The sequence below is a fragment of the Plantibacter sp. lyk4-40-MEA-4 genome (assembly GCF_030209415.1).
GTDB classification, from domain to species: domain Bacteria; phylum Actinomycetota; class Actinomycetes; order Actinomycetales; family Microbacteriaceae; genus Plantibacter; species Plantibacter flavus_A.
This window is the reverse complement of the sequence record NZ_JARVSA010000002.1, coordinates 238,095-252,419: the sequence shown is the minus strand read 5'-3', so window position 1 is coordinate 252,419 and position 14,325 is coordinate 238,095. Positions and strand designations below refer to the sequence as shown.

At 70.5% G+C, this 14,325-nt stretch carries 11 protein-coding genes; all 11 read left to right on the top strand.

Annotated features, from left to right (window positions below):
• The first annotated feature begins 90 nt into the window (after positions 1 to 90).
• The 11 genes from QRN44_RS03285 to QRN44_RS03235 all read left to right on the top strand — a co-directional run bounded on the left by QRN44_RS03285 (position 91) and on the right by QRN44_RS03235 (position 14,324).
• Positions 91 to 369, top strand: coding sequence for a hypothetical protein (locus tag QRN44_RS03285; protein ID WP_139205334.1), 279 nt, complete (start codon positions 91 to 93; stop codon positions 367 to 369).
• The gene (locus tag QRN44_RS03280; protein WP_064296723.1) at positions 369 to 2,762 is read left to right on the top strand and encodes a hypothetical protein; all 2,394 of its coding nucleotides are present in this window, start codon (positions 369 to 371) and stop codon (positions 2,760 to 2,762) included. The genes QRN44_RS03285 and QRN44_RS03280 overlap by 1 nt, the downstream gene beginning before the upstream one ends.
• A 475-nt stretch (positions 2,763 to 3,237) precedes the next feature.
• On the top strand, positions 3,238 to 3,369 hold the full coding sequence (locus QRN44_RS03275) for a hypothetical protein (protein WP_285038249.1): 132 nt from the start codon (positions 3,238 to 3,240) through the stop codon (positions 3,367 to 3,369).
• A 48-nt stretch (positions 3,370 to 3,417) separates the two neighbouring features.
• On the top strand, positions 3,418 to 7,938 hold the full coding sequence (locus QRN44_RS03270) for a type VII secretion EssC family protein (protein ID WP_064296721.1): 4,521 nt from the start codon (positions 3,418 to 3,420) through the stop codon (positions 7,936 to 7,938).
• Positions 7,939 to 8,059: 121 nt separating this feature from the next.
• On the top strand, positions 8,060 to 8,356 hold the full coding sequence (locus QRN44_RS03265; protein ID WP_056008215.1) for a WXG100 family type VII secretion target: 297 nt from the start codon (positions 8,060 to 8,062) through the stop codon (positions 8,354 to 8,356).
• Between the two features lie 122 nt (positions 8,357 to 8,478).
• Positions 8,479 to 8,973, top strand: a complete 495-nt coding sequence (locus QRN44_RS03260; RefSeq protein ID WP_175116279.1) for a hypothetical protein — start codon at positions 8,479 to 8,481, stop codon at positions 8,971 to 8,973.
• Positions 8,973 to 9,917, top strand: a complete 945-nt coding sequence (locus QRN44_RS03255) for a hypothetical protein (protein ID WP_285038248.1) — start codon at positions 8,973 to 8,975, stop codon at positions 9,915 to 9,917. Before QRN44_RS03260 ends, QRN44_RS03255 begins: the two co-directional genes overlap by 1 nt.
• Positions 9,914 to 11,563 (top strand): hypothetical protein, encoded by a 1,650-nt coding sequence (locus tag QRN44_RS03250; protein ID WP_285038247.1) that lies wholly within the window; start codon positions 9,914 to 9,916, stop codon positions 11,561 to 11,563. The genes QRN44_RS03255 and QRN44_RS03250 overlap by 4 nt, the downstream gene beginning before the upstream one ends.
• 61 nt (positions 11,564 to 11,624) lie before the next feature.
• A complete protein-coding gene (locus QRN44_RS03245; RefSeq protein ID WP_121289630.1) occupies positions 11,625 to 12,137 on the top strand; it encodes a hypothetical protein in 513 nt (170 codons plus the stop codon).
• Entirely contained in the window at positions 12,134 to 12,955 is an 822-nt protein-coding gene (locus QRN44_RS03240) for a PP2C family protein-serine/threonine phosphatase (protein WP_064296716.1), read from the top strand. The genes QRN44_RS03245 and QRN44_RS03240 overlap by 4 nt, the downstream gene beginning before the upstream one ends.
• Before the next feature lie 10 nt (positions 12,956 to 12,965).
• Positions 12,966 to 14,324, top strand: a complete 1,359-nt coding sequence (locus QRN44_RS03235; protein ID WP_285038246.1) for an FHA domain-containing protein — start codon at positions 12,966 to 12,968, stop codon at positions 14,322 to 14,324.
• The last annotated feature ends 1 nt before the right edge of the window (position 14,325 follow it).

The following is a 14,325-nucleotide window of genomic DNA, read 5'->3' as shown; positions in this document are numbered from 1 at the left end:
CGCGCTCTCGGTTACGCTGAACGACGTACCCGCTGAGGAGCCATCGGCGGGCGGCGCAGGTCCACTGCGCCGGTGTCACGAAGGGGAATGATGAGCGAGCAACCACTCGTCGTCGACGGGGACCAGATCCTGGCCGTCGCCGCACCACTGACACCCAGCGGGTCCGGCCTGCCGCAGAACGTCCCGCTCGACTTCTCCGGCAGCTGCAGCAGCACGGTGACCGCCGCGGCGGAGAGCTTCGCGATGTACATCTCCGTGCACGTGGCCCTCGCCGGCGGAGCGATGGTCGAGGCCGGTCGCGCGGCGAGCGACATCGTGACCGCCTGGGAGCAGACCGACGCACAACTGAACCCGGGAGGAGAGGGCTGATGGCCAACTGGACTGCTGACGATCCGGGGCGGATCGACTCTGGCGCGCTCGGCACCACTGCGACGACCATCCAGACGACCGAGACGAGTCTGACCGAAGCACGCACGGTCGCGGTCACCGCTCAGGGTGGCATCTCAGACGCCATCTGGAGCGGCGACGCCGCGACCGCCTGGGTGTCCTCCCTCTCGACCCCCATCGGCAAGATCGACGCGATCACCCCGGCGATGGCTGCGGTGCGCGACGCGATCGCCACGTACACGACCACGGTCGACGACATCAAGACCCGTGCGACGAGCTACACCGAGATGATCTTCCAGGCCAACATCTCCGCCAACCAGACCTATCTCGACCCGATGGGTGGGCCGACGCCCGAGCAGCAGATGCAGCGCGACCAGGTCCACCAGGCGGCCGTCGCCGATCGGCAGAGCGCGCAGCGCCTCCTCGACGCCCTGTCGGAAGAGCGCCAGGCCGCCGACGATGCGCTCGCGTCGGCGCTGTCTTCACCGGGTGGTGACAACTGGGACCGGCAGCAGGCCGCCCTCGCGGCCATCGGCATCACCTCCGCATCCGACCTCACCCCGTCCGCCGTCGCCCGCGGCATGGCGGAGATGGCGGCCGAACTCGGGAACGGCACGTTCGAGACCGATCTCGCGGCACAGCTGCAGTCGCTGTACGCGCTCTACGGCAACGACCCGTCCGTCATGGCGCAGATGAATCTGGCGCTCGGCGGCGAGGACCTCATCTCGCTCATCAGCCGCATCGACGACGCCGGTGCGAACGGATGGATGACCCCGGCAGCGGCGCTGCTCCTTGCCCAGTCCGTCCGCGGTGGTCTGTCCGTCGGATCCCAGCGTTGGACTGACGCGGTCGGCCAGAACTTCGCGCAGGAGCTCTACGACGGTTCCGCGTCCGTTCATGGCACGGAGAGCTGGACGAGCCTCGCGTTCCTGTTCGGCGACGAACAGGACAACCCGATCGGAGAGACGACGACGGTCGGTCTCGCGAACATCGCCGACGAGATGGAGCGCGGTCTGCCCGGCGCGCACGAGGGCATGTACGGACCCGCACAGGGCGTCATGGGCCCCGGCGGCTTCCTCAGCCTCGCCGAGGCGGAGCAGGCCGGCTACGACGTCAACCGCCTGGGCGACTGGACCTCGCGGGTCTTCAGCACGCTGGGTGAGTACCCCGAGGCCGCCATGGACTGGCTGACCTCGACGGAGCAGGACCCGTACCGCGACGCGCCGCTGTACCCGGACGAGCCCTACGAGAGCAATGAGCTCGGCGCGAACCGTCTCGAGTACTGGTTCGGTCGCCGGGACTCTGGACTCGACGGATTCGAAGGCGTCCTCGCCCTGTGGGCTGGAGCCGAGTCGATCCCCGGAGGCCCCGCCGACCCTGCTGGTGCGGACCCGGATGCGTACACGCGTGTCGCCACGCTCTCACACGATGTCATCGAGCGCCTCGTCGGCAACCCCCGTGACGCGGAGGTCGGTGAGTACGTGCCCGGGAACGACGCGTTCGACGGCAATTCCATCTCCGACCTCGGTGCGGTCAAGCTCGTCGAAGCGTTGTCCTATCAGTTCCCCGGTCTGATCGAGCGTCCCATCGCGGGCGAGCCCATCGGGATCGAGGGCGAGGACATGCCGAGCACGAACCCCTCCTCGATGTTCGGCATCGACGGACTCGACGAGTTCGACTACGCGAACCTGTCCAAGGAGGCGCTGGCGAAGGTGTTCGGTGTCGCAGGCCAGAACGACGCCGGAGCCGCAGCCCTCGACACCGTCGTCGCCCACTATCAGGAGACGTTGAGCGCGACCGTGCAGACAGGGCTGTCCGACCCGGGTGAGGCGTCGAAGCGCATCATGGCGCTGCAGGGCCTCCTCGACGGGTCGACGGACGGTGTAGCCCTGGATGCAGCGGCGGATCGTGATGCCGCAGTCGAGAGTGCGCTCGGGCTGGTCGAGACGGGCGTCGGCTTCCTCCCCATCCCCGGACTGGACAAGCTCGTCGGCGTGACCGGCGATGCTGTCATCGATCACCTGGTCAGCAGCGGATCAGGGTACGTGACCGGTCAGCTCGTCGGGGCGGCCAAGGACGTCGGGCTGTCGACATGGGGCGCGGCCGAACAACAACTCCTCAACCAGCAGGGCGAGCTCGAGATCCCTCGAGAACGCGCGGCGGCGGTCACGCTCGGTCTGTTCCTCTACGACACGTTGCAGCCGGCCGGCATGCCGGATCCCTCCACCATGGATCCTGAGGAGCAGTTCGCTTGGGCCTCGGATCCCGACACCATGGACGCGTTCGACGAGCTGCTGTCTCATCGGGACATCGAAGAACTGCAGGGCGACTACTCGAATGCTTATGCAGCGTTCAACGCACATGGCCAGCGGTAGTCGTCTTGGCGGTGTCGCCCTGCTCGCGGCGCTCCTCATGTCCTTGACCGCCTGTACGCCTCCGCCACAGCAGCCACAGCCGTATCCCGACGTGCGGTGGGACGGTGGAGCCCCGACTGAATTCGCAGACTCGGAATGGGTGATGGCCGTCCGTGCTTCGCTCGAGGCACAGGCGGTCGCCCGAAATCGCAACGACTTCACGATCAAGCAGCTCGTGGACACGACCGGGCCGGATCTTCGTGATCGACTGTCAGCATCAGCGGTCCGTACCGTGAGCGCCGGCGAGGTGACTCGTCTCCTGCCAGGTCCCTGGCCATTCACCCCGGTGGTCGTCGATGCGGACGGATCCGGGAAGGCGGAGGTCACGGGCTGCCTGGCGACAAAGTGGGCGAACGACGCTGGAACACCGCCACCGTCGTTCGGAGCGGTCGGGATCACCTACCGCCTCGAACAAGCAAGCGGATCGATCCGTGTCATGTCGACCGCCGGCGCCGATCTGGACTGCTCGCAGACCGAGTTGCCGGTCGGGGTGTTCGATCCGGCGCCGACGCCGAGCGGCGTCACCTCGATCGACGACATCGTCAGGGCAGAACCGGACGCTCGCTAGGCTGATCGGGGTCGCGCCGAGCGACCCGCACTTCCAAGGGGATCCTGCATGCGCATCAAGCTGACGTTGACCAGGCCGTCGGGCTCGTCCGCCGACATCGTCGTGACGACGGACGCGGCGGCGAGCATCGCGGAGGTCGCGTCGACCATCGCGCGCGTCGACCCGCAGGGGCCCGACTCCGCGAACGCCGACTTCACGCTGCACGCCCGCCTTCCCGGCTCGACCGAGACCCTCCCGCTCCCGCCGGAGGCCCCGATCGGCGAGGCGTGGGTCGGTTCGGGTGCCGTCATCGAGCTCGCCGACGCGGGCGTCTACTACTCCGCGGCGCGCACCGGTCAGGCGCCGGCCGTCGCGGTGGTGCGGGTCCTCTCCGGCGACGACGCGGGCCGTGAGTTCACCCTGCCGGCCGGCAGCTGGACCATCGGTCGCGAGGCGAGCTGCGACATCGTCCTCGACGACCCGCTCGTCTCGAAGCGGCACGCGCGGCTCGAGGTCGGCGGCGAGATCGAACTCGTCGACCTCGGCGCGGCCAACGGCATCGTCGTCGACGGCGGCATCGTGCCCCGACTCAAGGTCATCGAACCCGAGCGCGTGCTCATCGGCGACACCGAGGTCGAGATCGGCTTCGCCGGGACCGTCGGTCGCGCGGGTGTCGTCCCGAAGGCCGGACCGGTCTACTTCAACCGGTCGCCGCGGGTCGAACAGCGCTACGCGGGGGAGACCTTCCCCGCCCCCGAGCCGCCGACCGAGCGTGAGAACCAGCCGTTCCCGCTCCTCGGCATGCTGACGCCGATGCTCCTCGGCGGCGCGATGTACTTCTTCACGAAGAACCCGCTGTCGCTCATCTTCATCGCCATGACGCCGCTCATGCTCATCGGCAACTACTTCACCGGTCGCGGGCGCAACAAGCGGAAGCTCAAGCAGCAGATCAAGATCTTCGACGAGCGGCTCGAGTCCCTCGGCAAGCAGCTCGCGGCCGAGCGGGAGATCGAGCACGACGTCCGCATGCGCGAGGCACCGTCCACCTCGGAGGCGCTCAAGCACGCGCTCACGCGTGGGCCACTGCTGTGGACCAGGCGCCCCGAGCACTGGTCCTTCCTGAACCTCCGGCTCGGCGTCGGCACGATGCCGTCGAGGAACGAGGTCTCGGCGAAGGCCCGCGACAGCTTCCTGCCGGAGTTCCAGGAACGGCTCGAGAAGCTCAAAGACCAGTACGCGACCGTCGCCGACGTCCCCATCATCGACAACCTCTACGACGCGGGCGCGCTCGGCATCGCCGGTTCACCGCAGACCGCCGGGGGAGCGGTGAACGGCATCCTCGTGCAGCTCACCGCCCTCCACTCGCCGGCCGAGGTCGTTGTCTCGGCGATCGTCTCGCCCGCGTGGTCGAACGCCCTCTCCTGGGTCAAGTGGCTCCCGCACGCGTCGTCGCCGAACAGCCCGCTCGACGTCGGCCACCTCGCCGACAGCGTGTCGAGCGGCAACCTGCTCCTGGCAGCGATCGAGGAACTCGTCCAGACCCGCCTGCAGGCGGCCAGGGCCGGCGACGCCCGACGCGGAGCCATCTCCGAGAAGCAGGCCGCCCAGGAGCGCGGCGCGGAGATCGGGACCAAGAGCTCCAACGACACCGGCACGAAGTCCCCGATCCCCGCGATCGTCCTGCTCATCTCCGACGACGTCGGCGTCGACCGCGCACGCCTCGTCCAGCTCGCCGAGATCGCGGCGGACGCGGGCGTCTTCCCGATCTGGATCGCCGACGACGTCGTCTCGCTGCCGGCCGCCTGCCGCACCTTCCTGCAGGTCCCGGAGGCCGGCGCCGGCGTCGACGCACCGGCGACGGTCGGCATGGTCCGCCTCGGCTACTCCGTCGACGACGCCCGCCCGGAGTTCGTCGACCCCGTGACCGCCCTCGACTACGCCAGGCGCATGGCGTCCGTGATCGACGCCGGTGCCCTCGTCGAGGACTCGAGCGACCTCCCGCGGTCGGTGTCGATGGTGACGCTGCTCGGGCCGGAGCTCACGACCTCGAGCGACGCCGTGGTCGACCGCTGGCGGCAGAACTCGTCCATCCACGACCGCACGCCCGGGCTCCCGCCGAAGCCCCGCCGGGCCGGCCAGCTGCGCGCGACCGTCGGATCGGGCGGTGTCGACGCCATGCACCTCGACCTCCGATCCCAGGGCCCGCACGCCCTCGTCGGCGGGACGACGGGTGCCGGTAAGAGCGAGTTCCTGCAGGCCTGGGTGCTCGGGATGGCGGCCGAGTACAGCCCCGACCGCGTCTCGTTCCTCTTCGTCGACTACAAGGGCGGTTCGGCCTTCGCGGACTGCGTGACGCTCCCGCACTGCGTCGGACTCGTCACCGACCTCAGCCCGCACCTCGTCCGCCGGGCGCTCACGAGCCTCCGGGCCGAGCTGCACTTCCGTGAGCACCTGCTCAACCGGAAGAAGGCCAAGGACCTCCTCGAGCTCGAGAAGCGCGGCGACCCGGACTCGCCGCCCGCCCTCGTCCTCGTCATCGACGAGTTCGCGGCGCTCGTCGGCGAGGTCCCGGAGTTCGTCGACGGCGTCGTCGACATCGCCCAGCGCGGTCGCTCCCTCGGGATCCACCTCATCATGGCGACCCAGCGGCCCGCCGGTGTCATCAAGGACAACCTGCGCGCCAACACCAACCTCCGTGTTGCACTGCGCATGGCCGACGAGTCCGACAGCCAGGACGTGGTCGGCGTCAAGGACGCGGCGCACTTCGACCCGGGCGTGCCTGGGCGTGGCATCGCGAAGACCGGCCCCGGCCGCCTGAGCATCTTCCAGTCGGGCTACGCGGGCGGTTGGACGAGCGACGAGCCCAAGCGCTCCGACATCGAGGTCCGAGAGCTCCGGTTCGGCGGCGAGACGCGTTGGGAGGAGCCCCGCGCGGCCGACGCCGAGGAGGAGCGCGACCTCGGCCCCACCGACCAGCAGCGGCTCGTCGCGAGCATCATCGCCGCAGCCGACCGTGCGTCCATCCCGGCGCCGCGACGACCCTGGCTCGACGAGCTCGCGCCCGTCTACGACCTCAGCAAGCTCCGTCAGCGGTCCGACGCCGAACTCCTCATCGGTGTCGCCGACCTCCCGGACTCGCAGGAGCAGCGTCCGGTCTACTTCCGGCCGGACGTCGACGGCCACATCGCCGTGTTCGGCACCGGTGGCTCGGGCAAGAGCACCGTCCTGCGGACCCTCGCGACGGCGGCCGGCATCACGCCGCGTGGCGGTCCGGTCGAGGTGTACGGCCTCGACTTCGGCGCGGGCAGCCTCCGCATGCTCGAGGCCTTGCCGCACGTCGGATCGATCATCCCCGGCGACGACCAGGAGCGCGTCATCCGACTGCTCCGCCGGATCAAGGAGATCGTCGACGAGCGCAGCGTCCGGTACGCCGAGGCGAACGCGTCCTCCATCACCGACTACCGCCGCGTCTCGGGTCGCAACGACGAGCGCCGCATCCTCCTGCTCGTCGACGGCTTCCAGTCCTTCCGGCAGGAGTACGAGACGACGCTCGGCCTGTCCTCCTGGTACACGCTGTTCCAGCAGCTCATCACCGACGGCCGGCAGCTCGGCGTGAACATCGCGTTCTCGGCCGACCGCCCGGGCTCCGTCCCGACGAACATCAGCTCCGGTGTGCAGCGACGCGTGGTGCTGCGCCTCGCCGACGAGACCGGCTACCAGCTCCTCGGGGTGCCGAAGGACATCCTCGGCCCCGAGTCGCCCGCCGGCCGGGCGATCGTCGACGGCCTCGAGGTCCAGGTCGCGATCCTCGGCGGTTCGCCGGTGCTGTCGGACCAGTCGGTCGCGACGGTCCGGCTCGCGGAGGCCATGTCCCGCGCGGGAGCCACGATCACGGCCCCGCCGATCGGCGCACTGCCGAAGGAGATCGAGGCGCGCGAGCTGCCCGAGCGCGTCGGCGACCGCCCCGTACTCGGCATCGGCGACGCCGACCTCGCACCGATCGGCTTCGACCCGACCGGCGCGTTCCTCGTCGGCGGCCCTCCCGGCAGCGGTCGGACGAACGCCGTCGCATCCCTGGTCGGCGCCATGCGACGCTTCGATCCGGCGACGCGCTTCGTCTACTTCGGCTCCAAGCGCTCGGAACTGCTGCGGGAGCTGCGCTTCGACGAGTCGGCCGTCACCCCCGAGACGATCGCCGAGCAGGCGAAGGCGCTGTCCGCGGCGATCGCGGCCGAGACGGTGACCGGCCGGACGGTCGTCGTCATCGAGACGCTGTCGGACTACCTCAACGGCATCGCCGACCCGCCGCTCGTGGAGCTCATCAAGGCCATCAAGCGCAGCGACCACCTCGTGATCGCCGAGAACGAGGTGTCGGGCTGGTCGTCGTCCTGGCCGCTCATGGGTGAGATCAAGAGCGCCAGGCGGGGCATCCTGCTGCAGCCGGAGCAGATGGAGGGCGATCTCGTCCTCCGGACGACCTTCCCCCGGCTCGCACGCAAGGACTTCCCGCAGGGGCGCGGAATGTACGCGAACCGCGGTGCGCTGTCGCGCGTGCAGCTGCCGATCGCGCCCGAGTTCCCCGTCGCCTGAGCGGCGTCGTCCCCGGATGGGGACTGCATGGGGAGTGCTCCCCATGTGCTCCCGCGAGGCGTTGTGGTTACATGATGAAGGCACCGACGGTGCCGGTGACCACAACGAAGGAGCAAGACTCATGGCCAACATCAACGTCAACTACAGCGAGATCAAGCAGGCCGCCGTCAACCTGACGACGGGTAAGGGCGAGGTCGAGACCACGCTCAACCGCCTCCAGACCCTCATCAACAACCTCGTGTCCTCCGGGTTCCAGACCGACACCGCGTCCGGCACCTTCAACGAGACCTACACGGCCTTCACGCAGAGCGCGACGGTCACGATCCAGCACCTCGACAAGCTGTCGGGCTACCTCAACAACGCTGTGACCACGCTCGAGCAGACCGACGCAGCGCTCGCTGCCGGCGCCGGCCAGTAGTCACCACCGTCGGCTTCGCTCTGCGCGCCCTCCCGACCACGTGTCGGTGAGGGCGCGCGGTTTTTCCGGCGAAGGCGACCCACGGCGACAGCGAGGCAGCATCACCCGACGAGGAGCGAGCAGTGTACGGCGACACCCAACAGATCCGCCTCCGCGCGACGGAGCTCCGAACCCTCGCGACCGAGGTCCGTGGCCGTGCCGGAGACCTCCGCTCGGCGGCCGAGCTCGCGTGGACCTCCACCGCGGCGGAGACCTTCATCGAGCAGCTCGGCACCCGGGCGGTCTCGCTCGAGAACTCGGCGACGCAGCTCGACGACGCCGCCGACAAACTCGACGCGCACGCGACCGCCGTCGAACACGTGAAGCAGCTCATCGAGGACGCCGCGCGCTGGGTGGGCGACCGCTGGAACGACGCGGTGAACCTCGTCTCCGGTGCGGTCGAGACCGTGAAGGACGGTGCCGCGAAGGTGTTCGAGTTCTTCGGCCAGGAGGTTCCGGACTTCCTCGTGCACCAGGCCGAGGACATCGTCGCCTCCACGCCATCGCTGCCGACACCCGGTGACCGCAGCTGGTTGGACCTTGCAGACCTCTACCGCAGCCGAGGATGGACCCCCTGATGCCCATGACCCGTACCCGCCCGGCTCCGGCCGCGGCAGCCTTCCTGCTGACCGCCGACGAACTCCACGTCCTGGAGCACCGCACCCCGCACATCGTGCTGCCACCCGCCTTCCACACCGAATGGGGTTCGGAGGTGTCGCCCGCCGACGTCCGTGAGCGCGAGCAGCGAGCCGTCGCGCGGCTCCGGGAGCGGCGACTCCTCGCCCGCGGCGACGACAGCCTCCCGGACGACCTCACCGCCGACGTCGATCCCGATTTCGCCGCCTTCCTGTCGATGCCGCAGTTCGCGACGGCGGCCGTCGACGCCTCCTGCTGGACCCTCGACCGGACGGCGATCCAGTCCGTCTCCGTGATCGGCGCGCACGCCCTGGCGCTGTTGCGGACGCAGCGGGTCGACCACTCGGACGCGTCCGTCGCCGAGCACGGCACGGCCGCGCGCGACGAGGACGCCGTCGAGATCCGCGCCTTCGACACCGCCGGGCTGGCCCAGCAACTCCTGCGGCCCCTCTCCGCGCTCCACGACGTCCCGGACGTGCGGGGTCGTTCGACCGACGTGGTCGTCCTCCCGCTCGCGGACGCCGAGGCGCTCGTCCTCGCGCTCCGCCAGGACCGACCTGACGTCGTCGGCGCGGTCGTCGAACAGCTCCACAGCCCGGAGGCCGCGGTGCTCCTCGGCGGTGTCGCGCGGCGGATCGACGGCGGCTTCCGGCTCGACGCGCTCTCTCGGAGCGGGGAGCCCATGAGACGGTGGACGGACACGTGGCTCCGTGGTGCCGACGGCTGGGTCGCCGTGTCGGTCGACACCCCGGACATCGATTCGGTAGGCATGGACCCGTCCGCCGTCGCCGAGGGGACCCGGGTCTCGATCCGGGCGGTCCGTCGCGCGGACATCGTCGCCGAGGTGTTGGCGATCGCCGCGACCATCCAGGGAGCACGGGCATGAGCGGCATCACGGTCTCCGGTGGAGCCGGCGGCGTCGGCGCGAGGCTCGACGACATGCGACTGCAGGCGCAGCAACTCGCCGCGTTGTCGACCGAGCTGATCGGGCGTTCGGGCACGGCCGCTGCGAAGGCGGTCGACGGCGACCTGCTCGAGTCCATGATCCTGTCCCCGGTGACGGGGGCGGCCGCGGAAGGCGCCATCGTCCTCGCCTCCGGTTCCCTGCTCCTCGTGGCGACCGAGACCGGCGTCTCCGCCGTCTTCCTCGAGGGCGCCGTGGTCGCCTACGAGACCGCCGACCAGCTGATCGCCGCGGCGACCGTAGCCCTCCACAACGGGGTTGCCTTCGTCATCGGCGTCCTCGCGGTGCCGGTCGGCCTCGTCGCAGCGGCGGGCGTGGCGGTGGTGGGCGGGGCGTGGATGCTCACCGTGGCAGGCGTCAACATCGTCGTCGAGGGTGTCGACTCGCTCGTCGAGGGCGCCCAGCAGACGCTGGACCAGATCGGCGACAACCCCTGGCTGCTGCTGTCGCCGGCCGGCGTCGCGGGACTGTTCACCGCCAACTCGATCGCCGCCTACTCACCGCAGGAGGTCATCGATCGGACCGCCGCGACGTATGCGGACGCACTCGCGAGACTGCAGGAACTCGCTCCGATCGCAGGTCAGGCGGCCAACGAATGGTTGGGCGACAACGCGTGGATCGAGGACATCCTCACGGACGGCGCCCCAGGCCTGCTGGCCGGCCTCACCTTCCTCCCCGGGCTGTTGCCCGGCTTCAACGGACTCATGTCGGTCGTCACCGGCCAGGGCTGGCCGCCGCTCACCTATGAGCAGGCGATCGACGCCATCGCCACCGGTGGCGGCCGGTTCGGCCTCTTCGACGACGGCCAGGGCGGCCTCGCCATGGATCCCGACGACCCCTCACAGCCACTCGCCGTGCCTCGGGACCGAACCGTCACCGACCTCGGCGACCTCCTGCAGGGTTCGGCGGACATCGACAAGGGTGAGGAGGAGCTCAGCAACATCCGCGTGATCCAGTCGGCCGGACCGCCGCCGAGCTGGATCGTGCAGATCCCGAGCACGCAGGTCTGGGATCCGCACGGTGGCGCGATCTCGAACGACCTCACCTCGGACATCGCCGCCATGCAGGGTGAACAGACGGCGCTCGGCCAGGCGGTGAGGGACGCGATGGCCGCCGCCGGCATTTCGCCGACAGACCCGGTGATGCTCGAGGGCTTCAGCCTCGGCGGGATCACGGCCGGGTCGCTGGCTTCGGACCCGGACTTCGGATACAACGTCACGCACGTCGTCACGGCGGGCTCGCCGATCGCACGCTTCGACATCCCCGATGACGTGCAGGTCCTCTCGATGGAGTTCAACGAGGATCCGGTCGCCCGGCTCGACGGACAGGGGAACCCGGACTCGGCCAACTGGACGACGGTCCAGGGTGACGCCCCGAGACTGGGCGGCGTCAACCCGGAAGAGCAGGATCCGGGGATCGCGAGTGCCCACAACGCGCAGCGGTACGAGATGATGGCCGACCAGACGTCGTCGTCGGGAGACCCGAGCGTCGACGCCTACCTGGACTCGGCGAGCGGCTTCTTCAGCGGTGATCAACAGGTGACCGACTACAGTCCTACGCGGAGATGATCGAGCGCGGCCCGACACCGGGTCGCCCGTCCGCAGCCCGTTCCCGACCGTGAGGCCTTCCATGCGCATCAGCACCATCGTCCGATCCGGCGCCGTGTCGGTCGTCCTGTTGGGGCTCCTCACCGCCTGCGGGACCGCAGCACCGACGGCGCAACGCACCCCGGCCCGCAGCCCGGACCGGACACTGGCCGCGGTCGAGGAAGCGGTCGCCGAGATCCCCGGGGCAGGCTTCAAGGCCGCCCGCGCCTGGGACGGCACGACGGCGTACGTCACCGCGACGCTCTCGGCGACCGACGCCTTCACCGGCGACCCCGGTGCCCTCGTCGACTACTCCCTCGCGCAGCTCGCTTCTCAGGACGAGGTCGACCGCGGGCGCTTCGTGCGATTCGCCTTCGACGCCCCCGGGCAGACCGTCGAGTCGACGATCGCCATCCTCGCGACGCTGGACATCTCCTCCGAGCAGTACGCCGGTGGCGATTCGGTGGAGCTCTCGAGCTCCGATCTCGACGCGAGGTACGGGAGCTGGCCGGGTGAGGTACCGACCCTCCCCGCCGAGTTGGGCGGTGCGGGATGACGACGATCGAGACCGCGCGGTCCACGCACACCCTGCGCAGCGAGGGGCGGACCGACACCGGGCTGGTCCGACGCCTGAACGAGGACGCGTTCTACGCCGGCGCGCCCGCCTTCGTCGTTGCGGACGGCATGGGCGGGCACGAACGCGGCGAGGTCGCGAGCCGTGAGGTCGCGGCGGCGCTCGAACGTGGCATCCCGATCGGCATCCCGACGACGACCGAGGCGGTCGTGACCACGATCGTCGCCGCCAACGCGGTCATCCGCGGCATCCCCACGCCGAACGGGGTCATCGGCACGACCGTCGCGGGCCTCGCGCTCGTGGCGCTGTCGCCGCAGACCGACCTCCATTGGATGGTGTTCAACGTGGGGGACTCCCGGGTGTACACCTGGGCCGACGGCGCACTCCGTCGGATCACCGTCGACCACTCGGCCGTGCAGGAACTCGTCGACGCCGGCTCCATCACGGAGGCGGAGGCGCGCGAACACCCCGATCGCAACATCGTGACGAAGGCGATCGGCGTCGAGGCCGGCATCGACCCGGACGTCTGGCTCCTTCCCGTCGTCGGGCGGCAGCGGTTCCTGCTCTGCTCCGACGGGCTCACCGGCGAGCTGTCCGACGAGCGGATCGCCGAGGTCCTGTCGCAGGGCTTCGAGGGAGCGGCAGACCGCCTCGTGGAGCTCGCGCTGGCCGCCGGTGGGCGGGACAACGTGACCGCACTGGTCGTCGACGTCGTGTCGACCTCGCTGATGTCCAGCGGCCCCGGCTACGATGACGCGGGTGGTCTCGGGTATCTTGAAGAGACGATGCCGCGAGGCTAGAGGAGTGGCCGTGTACTCGTACGAAATGGAACCGGCCGAGGTCCGCCGTTGGCTCGCTGTGGCGGGGCCCGGCAGGCTGGTGCTGGTCGACGCCCAGGGCGACGACACCGCCGCTGCAGCATTCGCCGCAGACCTCCCGGGCGACGCGTCGCTGTCGTTGATCGTCGACCGCCTCGCCGCCGGTGGTCTCTCGAACACGCCCGCGTTCGCCGCGGCCGTCTGGGACGGATCGGGAGCGACGGTCATCGTGCGCGGGCTCGCCGCGGCCGTCGTGACGAGCGCCGCCGGGACCGAGACGGTCCTGGGCGCCCGCGCCACCACCTGGGTCGAGGAACACCACGCGGACGCGGTGAGCGTCACGCTCCGGAGCGACCAGCCGAACCCGTCCGGCGTGCGACTCCCGCTCGGGTCGGGAGCCGTCTGGACGACGTCCATCACGGCGACCCTCGACGAGGAGTCCACGGCTTCCGTCGCCGCTCCGACCAGCGACGAGCGCCGGTCGACCGAATCGTCCACCGATGCGCCGACGGCGGCGGAGCAGCTCGCGGCCCCGCCCGTCCCGGCTCCCGCCGAGCCCGCTGCGTCCCCGGCGACCTCAGACGACACGGACGACGGGACGGACGGCGACGAGGCGACCCCGGTGGCGCACATCGAGCCGGCGCAGTCGCTCCACGTCGTGCCGTCCGTCTCCGACACCCAGTTCTTCCACGACGAGGACGACCCGGACGAGACCCACTCCACCCCGGAGGAGCCCGTCGACGAGGGCTATGACTTCCTGTTCGGCCAGACCGTGCTCCGACCGGTCGGTGCGGCGGCGGTCGACGAGGCCGGCGACGCGGAACGCGCGGCGGCCGAGGAGTCGGCGCACCAGCAGGCGGCAGCCACCGCGGTCGCCGCGCCGGAACCCGCGGCAGCCGGACCATCGGACCTCGGCGACCACGACGGCCACACGATCCTCGCCGAGGACCTCGCCGCGCTGCGTGCGCGTCGAGCGGCCGAGACCCCGCCTGCCCGGTCGTCCACGCCGTCGGCGACCCCGCTCACGTATCTCGAACTCCCCGGCGGCACTCGCCAATCGCTCGCCTCGCCCGTCGTCCTCGGCCGGGCGCCGAGCGTCTCGCAGGTCCCGGCGTCCGTCGTCCCGACACTCGTCACGCTCACGGGCGACGACATCTCGCGGAGCCACGTGCGCGTCGCGGTCGAGGGCGGCACGGTCGTCGTCACCGACCTCCACTCGCGGAACGGCACGCAGGTCGTCCTGCCCGGTCAGGCACCGCAGTCCCTCCGACCAGGGGAGCCGACACCGGTGATCGTCGGGACCGTCATCGACCTCGGCGGCGGCGTCGCGCTGCGCGTCCGAGAGGGCTGAC